Raw genomic sequence first — 17,272 nt, forward strand, 5'->3', positions numbered from 1 at the left:
ACTTACCTCTTAAGATGTCCTGAAAAAGCCTGCTGACTTAACTTAGATAAAAGAGCGTCGCTACTAATATCGCCTGATGCCATTTTATTTAAGCTATTATTGATTGTTGATGCAATCGAATGGAATTTATCCATGAGTTTGTCGGGTGGAATTAAAACTTCAAAGTTTTTAAGTTCAACTGGAGATATATGTGGCACCGTTGTTTCTGTTGGGCAGCAATGGTTTTCGAAAGCAGGCGATTTAATGCAACTATAAATATAATTTACATAAGATTCACTGCGAGGACGTAACCTAGCTACACGCTGAACTAAGTACGTTTCTCGCTGACTTTCAGGAAATATGCATACTTTTAACCCATTGGATATCCACGGACGGTCCATAGCAAGGATAATATCACCTGCCTTAATTAAATAGTTATCTAGTTTTTCTAGTTTATTTTTTGGCCAGAATTTTGTATCAGCCCAATCTAAATACCCCGTAAGCGTATTTGCCCCTCTGCAAAGCCGTACCGATTCTGATGAATCACCAACGTAATCATTACTTTTGAATGCAAATCCTGTGATGATATCAGCCAATTCAGTAATAGGGGATTTTTTTAATTTTTTTGGGTTTTCAACAGGATCGCCAAACATATCCAAAAACGTAGCACGTAAAAAATCATCAGCCAGTTTAATAGCTTGCTCGCGTTTTTGGCGTATACCATCGGCTTTATCAAGAATAGATACGATACGTTTTTGCTCACTTAGCTGTAACGGATACTTAATATTATTTTCTTTCAGGAATTTAAAGTGCCTACTATATCCCGCTGACGGAATATCTAAATTTTTTAAAAAATAAAAAAGATATTTTTCGCTTAATCCCTTTATTGGCTTCAGAACTTTTACCCCATCAGCTCCAAGAGCAAATGGGGTATCAACATACTTTAATACTCTGGTATGATCTCCAAAAATGATACATGGTAGCTCTATATTACATAAAAGCTCTTTAGAGTTTGTATAACCACTGCAAAAGTTGCTTCCTTGATCAATTATTGGAAATCTTCCTTCTGTAAGGTAATCTTTACTTCCTATCTTAGGATTTCCTGAAGTAAGGTCTTTTACAACACTACAAAAATCTTTCTCGACAAATTCTACTAATTTACTGTCAATCACAGCATCCCCTCCAGCTCATCCAAATCCGCCAGAATTTCTTTTTCCAAATCTTTTAACCGCTTTAGTATCACCTTCGGATCTTCATATACCTCAGCCTGATACACCACCTCTTTATAACGATTAATAGAGAGATCGTATTTCTGCGCCGCAATATCCTCTTTCGGTACTACAAACGCCGCCTGAGTGCGATCTTTAAAATCAACACCAGCATCAATCCCTTCCGGATATTGCTGCTTAAGCAACGAGGCTGATCTCTCGCCCATAAAATTATCAACTGGTAGCCCTCGCAAAATACGGTAATGCTTCCAGCTCGCTAATAAATGCGGCAAATCGTTGTATTTTATTGGGTTACGCTTGTCATCCAGGCTGTAGCCGTCGTTTTGTAGATCGTAGAACCAGACCTCATCCGTCTGGCCGCCTTTGGTAAAGATCAGGATCGCCGTCGCTACACCCGCGTAAGGTTTAAATACGCCGGAAGGCAGGTTGATCACCGCTTCCAGTTGGTTATCTTCCACCAGCGTTTTACGCAGCGACTGGTGCGCCTTGCTGGAACCAAACAATACGCCCTGCGGCACGATAGTGGCACTGCGCCCGCCCACTTTTAACATTTGCAGAATACGCGCCAGGAACAGCAGCTCGGTTTTCTTGGTTTTCACCATCGCCGACAGCGTGGAGTCGATATCTTCCTCATCCAGAGAACCAGTAAACGGCGGGTTCGCCAGAATCAGGTTGAATGCGTTTTTACTGGCCTGCGGGAAGTTGGTACTGAAACTCTGGCTCATGGTGTCCTGATAATGAATATCCGGCTCTTCAACTCCGTGCATAATCAGGTTCATGGCGGCAATACGCAGCATGGTGGTATCAAAGTCGTAACCGTGGAACATGTTGTTATCCACATGGTCACGCCACGGCGTCAGCAGATCGCCGGTAAAGATTTTTTGCTCTTCTAATTCGCCGCGTTCGTTGGTGCCAATCTCGGTATGAATGGACTCCAGTGAACTGTATTTCTCCAGCAGGTACTCATAACTGGTTGCCAGAAAACCGCCCGTACCACAGGCCGGATCGCAGATCGTTTCACCACGTGCCGGGTTTGGCTCCATCATTTCAACCATTGTGCGGATAATGTGGCGTGGCGTGCGGAACTGACCGTTGATCCCGGCGGTGGTCAGCTTGCTTAACAAGTATTCGTAGAGATCGCCTTTGGTGTCGCCACGATCCAGCGGCAGGTTTTTGATCACCTCCACGGCTTTGGTCAGCAGTGACGGTTTAACAATCTCCAGGCGAGCATCTTTCATAAAGTTGCCCAGCAACGTCACTTTCGTATCTTCAGCTTGCCCAAGCTGACGGAAATGCTGGAACACGCCGTCGCGCACAACTTCCATCATCTCGTCCGAGCCAAGGTTGCTGTAGTGGCTGAAGCGGAACTCCTGCTGCTCAGGCGCAAAGCGTGGTTTAAAATCAACGCCTGCGATTTGCTTACGCTTCTCGTCCCGTTGTTCCTGGGTATCCAGCATCCTGGAGTACATCAGGTAGGTGATCTGCTCGATAACGGTCAGCGGGTTTGTGATACCACCCACCCAGAAATCTTCCCACAGCCCGTCGATTTTACTTTTTAAGTCACCGGTGATCATTGTTAACGCCTATACCCTGTTATAAATATAAAAGCCCCGCTGCCGGGGCTTGTCATGTGTGTATTATACCGTCGCTGCGTCGGTCACAACACCCAGCTCTTCGACTATCTTTTGCAACCGGACGATCTGCTCTAGATCCGGGAATACGCCAGTAACGCCTTCGTTGTGGATATGCGTAAACGGCTGTTCAAAAAGTTGCCGCATTTCAATGGTGCCGTAATCGCGGATGTGGTTTTTCAGCAATGACAGGAAGCGCAGTTGCTGGCTGGTCAGGCTGTTGTCAGCGGCGAACTGGGCAAAACGCACTTCAACCGCATCGCTGTCCATCCCGATAATGGTACGCAAAAGTTTATCCAGGCTGGCGGTCGCTTGCGGGTAGAACTCTTTCAGCGCCCGGATATCAACGTTAGGGTTCTGGATCAGCACCAGCTTAGCCAGTTCATCCAGCTCGCTTTGCGTCACCGGCTCGCCGTTGCGGATTTTCTTCAGCACCGGATTTTGCTGGAACAGCGGCTCCAGCGCTCCCTGAACCTGCTGACGATACAGTTTGAAATCAATTGAGCGGATGTTGGTTTTGCGGGTTTCCGTCTGGATTAGGTTTGCATCTTCGGTAATATCCACCTGTATCGAACCAAATTTTGGCGTCGCATCTTTCTCCATCAGGTGCATTATACCGCGCAGATGAATGCGGATATCCTCCAGCTCTTCCAGGCTGGCTTGCTTCCACCAGCCTAAATCACGAAGTTGATTAATCCGTTGTCCCTGTTGCTGCACCTGAGTCAGATGCGGCGGCAGACGTTCCACTTTCTCGATGATGACCGGCCAGAGCACATCCAACTCTTCCGGGTTGGTATAACGGGCAGTTTGCGCCGCCAGAATATCCATATCAAAGCGCATGGCATCGCTTTGCCCGCGAACGTCCAGCCACTGCATCAGAGGGGCCAGGACAGATAGCAGATCCTGCTGTGTTTTCGGGGAAAGCTGGCGCAGCACTTTTTCATCGCTGTACTGCGCTTTTTGCTGCCACTTTTCCTGCACGGCAATCGACTTTTCATCCAGCGCGTTGATTTGCTCGCGGAGCTGGTGAGCGACTAAATCCACCGCCTGTTTGTCGAACTTACGCTGCGCAGCGGCCCCCAGCATAACCCACGCTTCGAAGCGTTTTTGTGCCAGCGATTTAGTAGCTGTGACTTCGGCCTCTTCAGTATGCAGCTCGTGATACTCAAAGTTGCCCCAGTGATCGAAGATGCGGAATTTCTGTTTATCCAGCGGTTTGCCATTTTCATCGTAGCCGTAGAGTCCCGAACAGAGGCGCGTGCCACGGCCAATCATCTGCCAGAACTTCACTTTCGATTTGACCGGCTTGGCAAAGACCAGATTCACAATTTCCGGAACATCAATACCGGTATCAAGCATGTCAACAGAGATAGCGATGGTCAGCTCTTTGTTGGTGCTTTCATCCAGCCCTTTAAAATCGTCAATCAGTTGCTCGGCGCGGGGATCGTAGTTGTCGATGACCTGGCAGAAGCGTCCGGCAAACTGCGGGTACATATCGTCGAACAATTCATTCAACAGCAGCGCGTGTTTGTGGTTACGGGCGAAAATGATGGTTTTACCTGGCAGTTGGCCGTCCCGATCTTTCAGGCCATTTTCCATCAGGTTACGCAGGATATAGCGGTTGGTGTCTTTGTTATAAATTGCCTCATCCAGCGCCTTGCCATCAAATTCCAGCGTATTAGGATCGATACCCTGTTCTTCAAGTTCGCGGATTTGTGCGTCGCTTAATTTCTCCCGTTTGATGCCTTCGCGCAGGAATTCTGTGGTGTGCGTGACAACCTCATAGGGAACCAGATTGTTATCGGCGATGGCATCTTCCAGGCTGTAGTTGGCGGTAGGGATACGTCCTTCACAACCAAACAGGCCGAAAGTGGTTTTACTCACCATGTCGATTGGCGTGGCTGTCAGGCCAATCTGGAGGGCATCAAAATACTTAAACAGATCGCCGTAGACGTTGTAGATAGAACGATGGGATTCGTCGGCAATGATCAGATCGAAATAACCAACATCAAAATGATCCATGATTTTCATCATGCCGGGATAGGTGGCGATATAGATCCTGGCGTTCTGCCTGTCTGCTTTTTTAGATTTACCGACCACATACAGCGGCTCATTGGTGAACTGATTAAAGGCATTCGCCGCCTGTTTACGTAGCTCTTTGCGGTCGCAAAGAAACAGGACACGTTTTACCCAGCGGGCATCAATCATCAGTTTGCTTAGTGCAATTGCCACGCGGGTTTTACCTGTACCGGTAGCCTGTACAATTAACGATTGTCGATACTTATTGGTAAACCGTTCGCTGACGCGGGCAATGGTTTCAAGCTGATACAAACGTCCGGCAACGGCCTTACCTTCGTTATCTTTAACGTGCGGCACACTGTTCAGTGGCAGACGGGTTTCTCGCTGCTGAATAAGATATTGCAGGCTTTCCTTGCTGTAGAAGCCAAATACCCGACGCGGGGGATAACCATGAGTTTTATGGTCGTCCCACAGCCAAATGTCGTAGCCGTTGGTGTAGAAGATAACCGGGCGCTGACCATATTCTTTTTCCAGCCAGTCCGCATACAACCGGGCCTGAACTCGCCCCTGCTCGGCATTGACGCTGGTTTTTTTTGCTTCCACCACCGCCAGCGGTTTATGCGCTTCATCCCACAAGACATAATCCGCATAACCGTCGCCAGTTGCAGTAGGCTGTTCTTTAACAGGATGCTCCTGCGTAACCTGATCGGTATTTTTAAGTTCTTCGCCTACATTCCAGTCAGCAGCAAGCAGGCGGGAGTCAATCAGGCGGCGGCGGGTTTCCGCTTCATCAATAGAGAGGATGTCGGCAACATGCTGGTTGCGAGCTCTGGCTTCATTCAGGCGCTGGGTGAGGTGTTCGGCTTTTTCCTGCTCTTGCTGAAGTGCGCGTTGTAACGCCAGTTCGCGCTCACGGCTTTCATCCTGAGCCCTGATTGCATCCTCCAGACGTTTTTCATCTGCACGACCTGAAGATTGCGTTAACGGAGGGAGAGAAAATTTGGGGCAGTTATCAACATTACCGTGGGCGTAACGAACATATAGCCAGACACCTAATAAATACGCTTCCTTAAGCAGCCAGTAGGTATCTTTGGCTTTGATACGTCCACCGTGCGCGGCGCGGTTGCCGTGGATACGCAGCGCATCCATTTTCATGATGATGGCTTCCGGCATCATGCTGGTAAACACATCGGCGTTCATTAAATCGTACAGATTTGCTTTGATGCCTTCAGGCAGCCGTTCCTGACGGTATAACCAACGCACCATCAATTCGGTGTAGTTGCGCAGCTTGACCAGACAGCTTTCCGGATCGGAGTGAACATAGCGTTCCGCCATACACGCGAGTTCTGCCAGTTCCGGCCACTGGCTGCGCAACATTTCAAAATTGAGAGACTGCTTCATCAATCATCGCCTTATGTCGTGGATACAACAGCATTTCTGAAAAGAATATCACACTAATTTGGCAAACAAAGTGAGCTTGTACATCTTCAGGGCACTGAAGAATGAACACGTGGTACGGGGCAGGATAACTTCAGTGGTGCGTAAAATTCACATATTCATCCATTAGATGGGTTAGCTTTGAGTTTTCTTCCTGACGCTGTAACAGCCAAAAGCAGAACTCTTCATCATTCATTTTCTTAAGGTTCTCCAGCCAGTCGTCGAGAGGCGCTCCGAGCATACGATCATACCAGAAAAGCCAAACAAGCTTATGGCGATACTCCACGTTATTGAACTGCTGAAGCAGGCTTATCAGTTTATTGGCAAGTGAGCGTTGCTTGAGCCTGACACACTCGCTAAGCAATACACCTTCAAGGCCTCCGTGAGTAAAAAGCAATTGCCCGTCAGTCTCCAGGCTAAGACGTAAATCATTTTGAATACTCAGCGGTTCTGGCTTGGTTTTGTTATAGATCATTCGGTACAGGCACTGTGGTACGATCCCAGGAACAGGGCCGGTATCCGGGAAGTAGAGTGTCGACAGCGTAAGGTAATGGCTGGGATAAATATTCTGATGGCATATTCCATGCCTGACAGTCAGTTTAGTCAGATCGGTAAGCCAGCTTTGGTAGGTTTTGAGTAAAAAATTATAGCGAGCGATTGTATCTTGCATGGGGGGATTATCCGTATGTGCTGTATTCAAACTGGCGTCATATTGGCTTTGGGGAGATGACGCTGATGGTTTTCGCAAAGGTGATTACTGACGGGACTGGCTGATGCGCTCCTGCAACCAGGACTCTATTTCGCTTTGTAGCCAGCGGGAACTGCGCCCTAGCTTGATGGGTTTCGGAAAGACACCATCTTTGATGAGTCGGTATATCCACTTATCACTGACGCTTAATAGACGGGTAATGAAAGCCATATCGACAAATTGGTCTTCAAGTAAGGAAGGTTTGATGGTCATGATTGAGTTCTCCGGTAGCATTGGGTTAGCCGGAGTCGTGGTTAATGATTACTTATGCCAGCTCCGACATACCAACCGGTGAATCTGTAAAAAGTCAGTGAAGGTTGTTCAGCGTATGCGTGGTCTACCTCGGTTGCTTCTTACCGGTATCACGCTTTTACCCGCGATGATGCCATTTTCCTTTTGCTCACATTTAGCCAGATAGCTAATGACATAACGCAGATCATCGATCTCGTCCGTATCAAAATGCCGGATAACCTTGCCAATTTTGACTTCGTAAATATCTTTGGGGACGCAAAGGTGATGATATCCATCATGATTTGTCACTTGTTTCCAAATATTCCCCATTGCTCGGGACACAGGATAATGACAGTTCTGAAACTGCCCATTCAGATAGCAAACAAAATGGACATGCAGTCCTTTTCTCTTCGTGTACTCTATCACCCAGTAATAGCCCACAATCGGAAGGGATTTTTCGAACTCTTTAATCATTATTTGGACTTCGTTATACATTGAATGTTTGCAGGCATGCCCAAAGCTTGCTGAGTTCTTTTTATAGGCAAAGTCGATCCTGAAAGGTAGTAATTTTGAAAATCGCTGGAACATAGCCTCCATATGCGTATTGATATCAGTCAGCAATAGCCCATCCATTTTATACTTTGGGTTGGCGTTATATGGTCGTTTCATTTTTCTTCCTCAGTAGTGATTCAAAGGAAGAGGTGGTTCTGTAAAATTTATACGAGTATAAATCGATAGGGCTATCTAGTAGATGCTCATCATCTTTTACTCATGTTGGATATGATAATTGTATGTACTTCTTTTAATAATACTAATTAACCTTAATTCTCTGTTGTGGTTTTTTAAAGCATAACCCGTTTTCTGAGGTGATAATCGAGGATGATGGAAAACCATCCTCGACGGGGAGTACGAATTGGCGACCAAATCATAGACCGAAATGCCCCCTAAAAGTAACAGTACCGCAGTTTTGCTATCACTAACTTTTGAGGTATCCCGAATTTGTGGATATGACTGCTTTATCCTTGAACTGTTCCACGCCCTGATAGACGTTCCTGCCTCTAAATTTTTGTAATAGAATCACCACTCAGATACCAATGCATCCAGTGAATACGTAACATTTGACCATGATAACTTAGAATTTTTTCACTTGAAATCAATGTGAAGTACATGTAAAACAAGATGATATGCAACTTAAAATTACTGTAAATCACTAAGTGATTTTATTGGCGTGAGAGATTGAAAATGGTTCGGGTAGTTCGTAATGATGGTGAAATGATAAAAATCCTGGAAAATGCACTACAGCGATACAATATTAATTGCCCATCACATGCAGGTGATAAGAATTATCGCACCTACCTCGAACGTGTCAGAAAACACTGCCAGTCTCTTGGTCATAACGAGCAGGATTTAGACACTTTCTTCGCTGAGGTGGAAAGCTATCAATCATTTTCCTTCCCTACGGAAGTTGATCTTGGATGGTTTAAAAGTGATGCTCGTGCGAGCCTGTGGTTGGCATGTGAATTATATTCTGAAACACAAGGAATGACGTTAGGAACGGGGGTTCTTGATATTTTGTCTCCAGATTCTTTACCGCCCGATCATCTTGTCAGGATACAGAATATCAGGAAGGTAATTTACAGCTGGCCGCTGAGTATAACACCTAAGGAGTTTATGAAATCTAAAGCAATAGAATGGGCTAAATTAATTGAGCATGAAGATCTTTTTAGTGATTTTTCCTCTCAAGAAAATGATGTTTCTGGTTGGTTAAAAGGTTATCTAGACAAACATATTCCGTCTTTAGGTGTGCGTGTTTGTGGTAATTCCAGAGACGAAACTCTTGCATGGTGCTACGCACTATACTTCGAATGGAGAAAGAAAAACTCAGGGTCACCTGATACAGTGAGCTTATTTAAAATTAAGTTCAAAAGTGCATGGGCAACACAAAAGAATAGGTTGAAAAACAAAGTATATAAAAAGCTAAAGCCACTGAATATCTACATTTCAGAAGATGCTCATCGGATGTTAAGGACGTTAGCCTTAGATGAATGCATATCAAACGATAAGGTAGTTGAACATGCAATTATGGCTGCATACAAAAATAAAAGATCAAAGCAGTGATAACATTTTAAAAAAATTCAGACAGATATTATTTCATTGAATGCCCCCGAAGCCATTCTGACTCGGGGGTTTTATTTTCTGGCTGAGGTCGTTTCATGAAAAAATCAGAAGGTTTGCAAGCCATCGAGAAACCGTTGGCGTCACTCCCCCATGCTTTCGGCAAACACATTCTTGACCATATTTACAAGCTCACTTACTACGAACCGGTCATCGGCATCATGGGCAAAACAGGTGCGGGAAAATCGTCGCTCTGCAATGCGTTGTTCCGGAGTGAGGTCACGCCCGTCAGTGAAGTCGATGCCTGCACTCGTGAAGTGCTGCGATTGCGTCTGAGCAGCGGTGAACATAGTCTGATACTTGTAGATCTACCCGGTGTCGGTGAGAGTGAGCAACGGGATAAAGAATATGAATCTTTGTATCGTCGTATCCTCCCTGAGCTGGATCTCATCCTGTGGGTTATCAAAGCCGATGATCGCGCTTTCTCTGTGGATGAGCGCTTCTACCGACGAGTGATGACGGGTTACCAACAGCGAATACTGTTTGTCGTTAACCAGGCTGACAAAATCGAGCCATGCCATGAATGGAACTCTGCCAGCAATACTCCTTCACCTAAGCAGTCGGCTAATATCAAGGCCAGGCTGGAGTCCATTTGCCAGCTATTTTCAGCGTCCCATCCGGTGTGCGTTGTCTCAGCCCGAACAAGCTGGAATCTGCCATCAATGATAGAAACCATGATGCGTTGCCTTCCGGATCGTGCCACCAGCCCAGTGGCGACGCAATTGCATGGGAGGCTATGCAATGAACCGGTAAAAAAGCAGGCACGTGAGAGTTTCGGCAGCGCAGTAGGTGAGGTGTTTGATTCTGCGGAAGCGGCATCATTTATTGCCGCGCCACTAAAAGCGGTCATTCGTACAGTCCGCGATGCCGTAGCATCCGTTGCCCGTGCCGTTTGGGACTGGATTTTCTTCTGAGCTGGCTTACCTGCCATTATCTTCGGGACATACCCTGTCCGTTCTGACGTTTTATAATCTGCTGAATTTCGGCGGTTTCCCCTTTACGCCCCGTCACGACTGATTTTGGCAACTGTAAAAAATACGTCTTCTTGTGTCCATTCCCTGTCCTACCCCCTAGTTAAAATAACCGTTTTATTATCAGCAAATTATCCCACTGGAGAACTTGTCTCATGACTCAGGCTGAACGCCGCCATGACCGGCTTGCCGTCAGGCTGTCGTTGATTATCAGCCGTCTGGTGGCTGGCGAAACACTGGATTTGCGAGCGCTGGCAATGGAATTTGGTGTGTCGGTTCGAACCCTACGCCGGGACTTTCGGGAACGGCTGATGTATCTGGACCTGGAGTATCGCAAAGGCCGGTGCCGTTTGTTATCCGGTAGCCGCCAAAGAGAACTCGCGGTAATGACATTTGCCCGCCAGTCAGGCGTTGAAGCACTGTTTCCTGATATGGATAACCATCTGGTCAGTTCACTGTTGAGCGGATCAGGGGAGTCTCCTTGCCTTATCTGGCAGGGAACAGCCCAGGTTTCATCCCCGGACTCAGGCATATTCACTCGGTTAGTAAGTGCCGTATCGGAACATCGAAAGGTGACGCTGCTCGGTAACGGTTGCCGGTGTACAGGCCTTGCTCCCTATCGGCTGGTTTTGCGCGAAGGCAAGTGGTATCTGACAGGCGAGCATCAGGCACGGATTGCCGTCTTTCCCCTGACCGATATTCGGGCGGTCACGCTACACAAGGATAGCTTTAGCCCAGATGTAATAGTGCGCGACATCCTCTCTCGCCCGGATTTTCTTCAGGCTTTACCACACTTTCGCTTTTTCCATTCATTGCTTGTCGCAACTGACGACGGGCTTATACCTCAGAAGGAATAATCACAATGAAATTGCTTACCACTACAGTGCTGGCCGCCAGCCTTTGCCTCGGTACTGTTTTTTCGGCTGACGCTGGAAACACCGTCGGCACTGTTAAAGCCTGGCAATACATGCAGGCCGACGGCTGGAGATCCGCCGATGGTATGGATGACAACACGCTGCACAACATGCTCTATCAGGCCAGCGTGATTGATAACTACCCATGGACGAAGCAGTTTCTGCTACGTGTCCGTGGTGGTGGTGCAATTTTCCTGGCCGATAAGAAAACCCACACCATTCGTCAACTAAAACTGAGTCCTGTCGGTGAAACCTACAATGATATTGAAACGGTTTATCAGGGAGATGATAAAGGGGAAGGCTGCTACTTCGCCATTATAGATAACCAGTCCTCAGCCAGATACGAAGCGGAGCAAAGTGTTCTATACAGCTATCCTAAGGTCGATAATATTGATAACGAACTGGCTAAAGTCAGGGAGAAATTCAGCCCACAAGTAGTTACGGTCATTCCGGATAACTGCGTAAATAAACAACAACAGGCCGCATTGGCGGCTAAGCGCTCGGAAGAGGATCGGAAGCTACAGCAATGGGTGGCGCAGCAAAGCCTGGCGGAATTGTGTCGTCGCACAGGCAACTGCTAATTTCTTCGCAATAACTATCAAAGGAAAAGAATGATGGACCAAGATTATCAGAAGGTTATTGTTATGCCTTTCACCATAATGTTAAAGATATTTGCGAAGCCAGATTGCAACAATATCCTGCCACTCGTTAATCGAACTGCTAAAGTTTTATCTCTCATTGTCGGTTTAATGTTGTGCCTTCCATCCTCCGCTTACGCAGATGAACAGCGCTATATCAGCATCCGCAACACCGATACGGTGTGGACTCCCGGTAATATCTGTTCGTATCAGTTCCGCCTGGATAACGGCGGTAGTGGTATGGGTTTTGGCCCATTGGCTGTTTCGCTGCGGCTGAAAGATAAGTCGGGCAACACGCTGGCTACGGGAACCATGGATGTTGCCCCCTTTGGTGACAGTGATGCCACTCGTTCTCAGGACGCTTTTCTGGAGCATGAATGTGTCGAAAACGTCAGCACTGTTGAAATCATAAAGGCGACTGAAGAGCGCAACGGCTACCAGGTCAGGCTGCCACTGTCCATTTTCGACCCACAGTATTACCAGCCACTGTCAGTATCGGTTGCCGGGAAGAAGGCATCATAACTGGCTTAGATTTGATTCTGCCAAGTCCCAACTTAGCACAACACCTCACTACACATCAGGCCATGCCTCCTTCGGGAAGCATGGCCTTTTCGTTTTTAATCTCTAAATAAGGAATAGCTATGACCCGTTTAGCTAGCCGCTTCGGTGCGGCCAATCTCGTTCGCCGCGACCGCCCGTTAACCCGCGACGAACTGGCCCATTACGTACCCAGCGTTTTCAGCGAAGAGAAGCATGAATCCCGTAGCGATCGCTACACCTACATTCCAACCATCACTTTACTCGATAACTTGCAACAGGAAGGCTTCCAGCCGTTCTTTGCCTGCCAGACTCGAGTGAGGGACCAGAGTAAGCGAGAACACACCAAACACATGTTGCGCCTTCGCCGCGCAGGACAAATCACGGGTAAACAGGTGCCGGAAATCATCCTGCTTAACAGTCATGATGGCTCCAGTTCTTACCAGATGTTACCGGGATTATTCAGATCGGTTTGTCAGAATGGGCTGATTTGCGGTGAGAGTTTTGGCGAGGTGCGTGTGCCGCATAAAGGCAACGTAGTAGAGAAGGTTATTGAAGGGGCTTACGAAGTGTTGGGGATATTTGACCGCGTGGAAGAGAAACGCGACGCCATGCAGTCGCTGATGTTACCTCCACCGGCACAGCAGGCACTGGCAAAAGCAGCGCTGACGTATCGTTATGGCAAAGATCACCAGCCGGTGACGGAATCGCAGACACTCTCTCCACGCCGCTGGCAGGACGAAAGCGACGACCTGTGGACCACTTACCAGCGTATTCAGGAAAACCTGATTAAAGGCGGCCTGTCGGGACGAACGACCAAAGGAAAGCGCACCCATACTCGTGCTGTGAAAGGAATCGACGGCGATGTAAAGCTCAATCGCGCGTTGTGGGTGATGGCTGAAAATATGCTGCAACTTGCATCATGAATCGCTTATTCGAGTTTGTTGATAGCCCTGTAACTCCCGGTTGCGGGGGCTTTTGCTTTAAAGGAACCTCCATGCCTGAACTGATTTTACCCCCGACTTTGCCGGTGAATGAACAGCGTATTATCCGCCGCGCCATGTGCCTGCTGGAGAAATACCTGCGCCAGCCTGGTGAACAGTTTCTTGCCGCGAATTGTACGAAAACCTGGCTACAACTGCATCTGGCGCGACAGGAACGAGAAGTCTTTATCGTACTCTACCTCGATAATCAACATCGCCTGCTGGAACACGAAACTCTATTTCTCGGCACGATCAGCCATACCGAAGTTCATCCCCGTGAAATTGTAAAATCTGCACTGCGCCATAACGCAGCAGCGGTGATAGTCGCCCATAACCATCCGTCAGGGATTACGGATGCAAGTAAGGCAGACAGAACCATCACCGCCCAAATCGTAAACGCTCTGGGTCTGGTCGAGGTTCGGGTGTTGGACCATTTCATTATCGGTAATGGCGAAATATTGTCTTTTGCTGAACGGGGCTGGCTGTAGCGAGAAATTTCACCTACTTAACGGATATAAAACAGGAGGAAATGATGGAGAAAAACGATCCCATCGAATGGGGGCTTCGACGCGATATCACGCCGCGTGTAGGAGCACGGCTGGTACAGGAAAGAAATCAATTGCATTACCTGGCTGACCGGGCCGGTGTCACCGGCATTTTTAATGAAGCTGAGAGCCGCAAACTGAATGCAGCATTTCCGCATTTCGTGGAGCAGATGGAGTTAATGCTACTCTCCGGGGAACTAAACCCCCGTTATGCGCACTGTGTCACCCTGTACCATGATGGATTTACCTGTGAAGCTGACACGCTTGGCTCTTATGGTTACGTCTACATCGTCATTTACCCTACTCAACGCTGACCGATTTTAGCCTCACCCTTAACGAGAACAACCCCATGAAAACTTTACCTGCATCAACTCTGCGGGCGGCTAAGCCATGCCCGACGCCCGTAGTTGTCTGGCAAACGCTACTTACGCGCCTGCTGGGGCAACACTATGGCCTGACGCTGAACGACACGCCGTTCAGTGATGAGAACGTTATTCAGGAGCATATCAACGCCGGTATTACGCTGGCTGATGCCGTTAACTTTCTGGTGGAAAAGTACGAACTGGTTCGTATCGATCGCAGAGGATTTAGCAGGCAGGAACAATCGCCTTATCTGCGGGCTGTAGACATTTTGCGGGCGCGACAGGCAACGGGTCTGTTGCGGCGAAGTCATCATCCTTCGACGCGCTGAATCTTGCGAGCCTCCTTCCCGAATTACATTCCCGATCTGTCTTCCTTATTTACTCATTGCATAATGCGCCTGCCACTCCCGGCAGGCGCGTTTGCTTTTATACGGACAAAAATCATGCAAACAGAAGCTGAAGTTTTAACCGACCATAATGAGCTGATTTGTTCAACCAGTATTGAACGCATTGTTACAGGACGTGATGCTGCGCTGAGCCTGATAGAAATCCTGATCCATAAGCTTGATGATATCTCGCGGCTAACCTCCAGCATCGGTGGTGATGTGGCGGAGCATTGGGCGATGCGACAGGGCCATTCCTTTGACTGCTGGCTGATGCAACCAGTAGATAAAGCGATGCCGGTGATTACCCGCAATATCGATCGCAGTATCTGGCGCGATCTCATGCTGAAGTCCGGGATGTTGACCTTGATGGATGCCGAAGCCCGCAGCCAGTGGGCTAAAAACCTAGAGGAGGGCGATCTTCCGACCATCAGTGAAACCAACATCCTGAGTACCTTTGAACAACTCCACCACAATAAACAGGATGTTTTCGAACGTGGGATTATTAACGTATTCAAAGGACTAAGCTGGGACTATAAAACCAACAATCCCTGTTGTTTCGGCAAGAAGATCATCATCAACAATCTGGTGAAGCACGACCGATGGGGCTACAGCCTGAATTGGGGCTGGCGGCGCGATCAGCTTGCCGATCTGGAACGGATGTTCTACCTGCTGGATGGGAAGACCATTCCCGATAACCGGCGTGATGTCTCCATCCGGTTTATGGATTTTGTGCGCGATAATCCGCATCAGCAGATTTTCGAAGATGAGTTGTTCACTATTCGCTACTTTCAGAAGGGCAGTGGACATATCACTTTTAAACGCTTGGATCTGGTGGAGAAGATGAATGACATCGTAGCGAAGCACTTTCCGGGAATGTTGCCTGCGAAATGAGATGTGATGTTTTTATAGGCACCTCTATGCTAATCTTAATAGGAGTTATTAAATGTTATTAAACGAGGTAATCCCTATGGGTTCGCTTACTAAACAAACCATTAGCGCACAGATACCTGTTGAGTTGGCTGCTGCTGTTGAAAATCTGGCAATTGAGTTGGACCGTTCTAAGAGCTGGATTATTAAAGAAGCGTTGACCAGTATGCTGGCCGAAAGAGAACGGCGTCATCAGAGCATTCAGGCCGGTCTTGCCGATGTGGATGCTGGTCGCGTGGTGAGCCACTCGGACATGGTGGATTTTGCTAATCGCTTAAAGAAATCCTGATAAATGGAAGTTTATTGGACGCTTAAAGCTCAGGATGACCTGGAGCGTATCTACCGTTTTGCCCTTCAGTACAGCCGCCAGCACGCCGATGACGTTTTGGATCGCCTGATGACTGGTTGTGCTGGTCTTACAGCGAATCCGGCAATTGGCATACAGCAGACTCGGTATGAACCTCGTGAGGTCCGAAAAGTATTATTCGATGATTACGAGGTTCACTACGAACTTCGCGATAGTGACATCTATATCGTGGATCTCTGGCATACCAAAGAAGAACGATGAAACGATTTTCTTTTCGTCCATGAGTGTTGATGAATGAGTAAAAAACACAGATTTGTGTTTTTTACTCAATTCTGTGTTTTAATGGCACTTTCTACTCCTTCTGAAGGATGGATGCCATGTTACAGAACAACATCAGACAGCTCCGTACCCAGCTATCTATCACTCAGCGCGAGCTGGCATTTATGGTCGGCACCAGCCAGCAACAAATTCAGCGTATCGAAACTGGGAAGGTTGCGGCAAAGCTGAGTCTTGCACAGGCAATATGCAATGCCCTGGATAAACCTCTAAACGTAGTGTTCCCGGAAAGCGATCGGTTGATAAACGACTTCCGCAAGAAGCATCGTAAAACCGATGAAGATCTTGAGGCGATAGCCACAAGCGGTATTGAAATGGATAGCGGTCTCTGGACCGTAAAACTTTGGCTACAGGGGCAGCAGGACTATTTGCTGTTGCCCATTTCAGCAGCGGATAAGCGGAGGTTTTATTATTATTTTCAGGAACAAAACACCCCAAACACAGAACGCTTCTTCGTTTTTGATTCTTCCGAGTATCGTTATGCGTTAAATATGCGTGAAGTGATATTTCATCAGTTTCTGTCTGATGGCTTTGCCCCCATCGTGAGCGAAGAGGATGATGCCTACGAAGACGATTATTTTAATGTCCATCTCACGCTGGTAAACGGCGGACCAGTGATTCCACTGAGTGTTGAGCCTGATGCGCCGCAAAACGAAGAGACGGATGATATCGGTCAGTTGAATGCGTTCTTTGACACGCTGGATTGCGAGCCTGAAACGACAGATCGTTATATGCTAACCGACGAAGATGGAGAAGATGCTTTTATCCGTATTGGTTCTATTGCTATGGTGCGAGTCGTACTTGACGTGCTGGAGCCTGTGGAAGAAGATGAAGAGTAGTTTTTAGCTAGCTGTATTCACAGGGAATCGCGTTGAGTATACATGTGAGTATACATTGTGATCACTTGTTTTTATTAG

General features: G+C 47.5%; 19 protein-coding genes. 13 read left to right on the top strand and 6 right to left on the bottom strand.

Annotated elements, in window-relative coordinates:
* Window positions 1-2 precede the first annotated feature (2 nt).
* The 6 genes from ACSBQN_RS12365 to ACSBQN_RS12390 all read right to left on the bottom strand — a co-directional run bounded on the left by ACSBQN_RS12365 (window position 3) and on the right by ACSBQN_RS12390 (window position 7,943).
* Window positions 3-1,151: a restriction endonuclease subunit S gene (locus ACSBQN_RS12365; RefSeq protein ID WP_024474294.1), complete on the bottom strand. Its 1,149-nt coding sequence runs from the start codon at window positions 1,149-1,151 to the stop codon at window positions 3-5.
* Window positions 1,148-2,782, bottom strand: a complete 1,635-nt coding sequence (locus ACSBQN_RS12370) for a type I restriction-modification system subunit M (RefSeq protein WP_024474295.1) — start codon at window positions 2,780-2,782, stop codon at window positions 1,148-1,150. The genes ACSBQN_RS12365 and ACSBQN_RS12370 overlap by 4 nt, the downstream gene beginning before the upstream one ends.
* 63 nt (window positions 2,783-2,845) lie before the next feature.
* The gene (locus ACSBQN_RS12375) at window positions 2,846-6,259 is read right to left on the bottom strand and encodes a DEAD/DEAH box helicase family protein (protein WP_289648769.1); all 3,414 of its coding nucleotides are present in this window, start codon (window positions 6,257-6,259) and stop codon (window positions 2,846-2,848) included.
* A gap of 130 nt (window positions 6,260-6,389) precedes the next feature.
* Window positions 6,390-6,965 (bottom strand): hypothetical protein, encoded by a 576-nt coding sequence (locus tag ACSBQN_RS12380; protein WP_024474297.1) that lies wholly within the window; start codon window positions 6,963-6,965, stop codon window positions 6,390-6,392.
* 84 nt (window positions 6,966-7,049) lie between these two features.
* Window positions 7,050-7,256, bottom strand: a complete 207-nt coding sequence (locus ACSBQN_RS12385) for a helix-turn-helix transcriptional regulator (RefSeq protein WP_024474298.1) — start codon at window positions 7,254-7,256, stop codon at window positions 7,050-7,052.
* A 108-nt stretch (window positions 7,257-7,364) separates the two neighbouring features.
* Window positions 7,365-7,943 (bottom strand): rolling circle replication-associated protein, encoded by a 579-nt coding sequence (locus ACSBQN_RS12390; protein ID WP_170921895.1) that lies wholly within the window; start codon window positions 7,941-7,943, stop codon window positions 7,365-7,367.
* A gap of 573 nt (window positions 7,944-8,516) precedes the next feature.
* On the opposite strand from ACSBQN_RS12390, the gene ACSBQN_RS12395 reads away from it, so the two are divergent.
* The 13 genes from ACSBQN_RS12395 to ACSBQN_RS12455 all read left to right on the top strand — a co-directional run bounded on the left by ACSBQN_RS12395 (window position 8,517) and on the right by ACSBQN_RS12455 (window position 17,194).
* Window positions 8,517-9,392 carry a hypothetical protein gene (locus ACSBQN_RS12395; protein WP_024474300.1) on the top strand — a complete coding sequence of 292 codons (876 nt, stop codon included), beginning with the start codon at window positions 8,517-8,519 and terminating at the stop codon, window positions 9,390-9,392.
* A gap of 95 nt (window positions 9,393-9,487) precedes the next feature.
* A complete protein-coding gene (locus tag ACSBQN_RS12400) occupies window positions 9,488-10,363 on the top strand; it encodes a GTPase family protein (protein ID WP_024474301.1) in 876 nt (291 codons plus the stop codon).
* A 212-nt stretch (window positions 10,364-10,575) separates the two neighbouring features.
* Window positions 10,576-11,277 carry a WYL domain-containing protein gene (locus ACSBQN_RS12405; protein ID WP_024474302.1) on the top strand — a complete coding sequence of 234 codons (702 nt, stop codon included), beginning with the start codon at window positions 10,576-10,578 and terminating at the stop codon, window positions 11,275-11,277.
* Between the two features lie 5 nt (window positions 11,278-11,282).
* A complete protein-coding gene (locus ACSBQN_RS12410; RefSeq protein WP_337137140.1) occupies window positions 11,283-11,915 on the top strand; it encodes a hypothetical protein in 633 nt (210 codons plus the stop codon).
* Between the two features lie 168 nt (window positions 11,916-12,083).
* Window positions 12,084-12,494 (top strand): IrmA family protein, encoded by a 411-nt coding sequence (locus ACSBQN_RS12415; protein ID WP_154902787.1) that lies wholly within the window; start codon window positions 12,084-12,086, stop codon window positions 12,492-12,494.
* 119 nt (window positions 12,495-12,613) lie between these two features.
* The gene (locus tag ACSBQN_RS12420) at window positions 12,614-13,435 is read left to right on the top strand and encodes a DUF932 domain-containing protein (protein WP_024474305.1); all 822 of its coding nucleotides are present in this window, start codon (window positions 12,614-12,616) and stop codon (window positions 13,433-13,435) included.
* 71 nt (window positions 13,436-13,506) lie between these two features.
* Window positions 13,507-13,980: a RadC family protein gene (gene radC, locus ACSBQN_RS12425; protein ID WP_024474306.1), complete on the top strand. Its 474-nt coding sequence runs from the start codon at window positions 13,507-13,509 to the stop codon at window positions 13,978-13,980.
* 44 nt (window positions 13,981-14,024) lie between these two features.
* The gene (locus tag ACSBQN_RS12430; protein WP_024474307.1) at window positions 14,025-14,351 is read left to right on the top strand and encodes a type IV toxin-antitoxin system YeeU family antitoxin; all 327 of its coding nucleotides are present in this window, start codon (window positions 14,025-14,027) and stop codon (window positions 14,349-14,351) included.
* A gap of 35 nt (window positions 14,352-14,386) precedes the next feature.
* Window positions 14,387-14,728, top strand: a complete 342-nt coding sequence (locus tag ACSBQN_RS12435) for a TA system toxin CbtA family protein (RefSeq protein WP_289648771.1) — start codon at window positions 14,387-14,389, stop codon at window positions 14,726-14,728.
* A 114-nt stretch (window positions 14,729-14,842) separates the two neighbouring features.
* Window positions 14,843-15,676 carry a DUF4942 domain-containing protein gene (locus ACSBQN_RS12440; RefSeq protein WP_024474309.1) on the top strand — a complete coding sequence of 278 codons (834 nt, stop codon included), beginning with the start codon at window positions 14,843-14,845 and terminating at the stop codon, window positions 15,674-15,676.
* Between the two features lie 76 nt (window positions 15,677-15,752).
* Window positions 15,753-16,001: a CopG family ribbon-helix-helix protein gene (locus ACSBQN_RS12445; protein ID WP_000535213.1), complete on the top strand. Its 249-nt coding sequence runs from the start codon at window positions 15,753-15,755 to the stop codon at window positions 15,999-16,001.
* Between the two features lie 3 nt (window positions 16,002-16,004).
* The gene (locus ACSBQN_RS12450) at window positions 16,005-16,280 is read left to right on the top strand and encodes a type II toxin-antitoxin system RelE/ParE family toxin (protein ID WP_024474310.1); all 276 of its coding nucleotides are present in this window, start codon (window positions 16,005-16,007) and stop codon (window positions 16,278-16,280) included.
* Window positions 16,281-16,396: 116 nt separating this feature from the next.
* A complete protein-coding gene (locus ACSBQN_RS12455; protein ID WP_024474311.1) occupies window positions 16,397-17,194 on the top strand; it encodes a helix-turn-helix transcriptional regulator in 798 nt (265 codons plus the stop codon).
* The last annotated feature ends 78 nt before the right edge of the window (window positions 17,195-17,272 follow it).

This window comes from Morganella sp. B601 (assembly GCF_051172335.1).
In the GTDB taxonomy this organism is placed as follows: Bacteria; Pseudomonadota; Gammaproteobacteria; order Enterobacterales; family Enterobacteriaceae; genus Morganella; species Morganella morganii.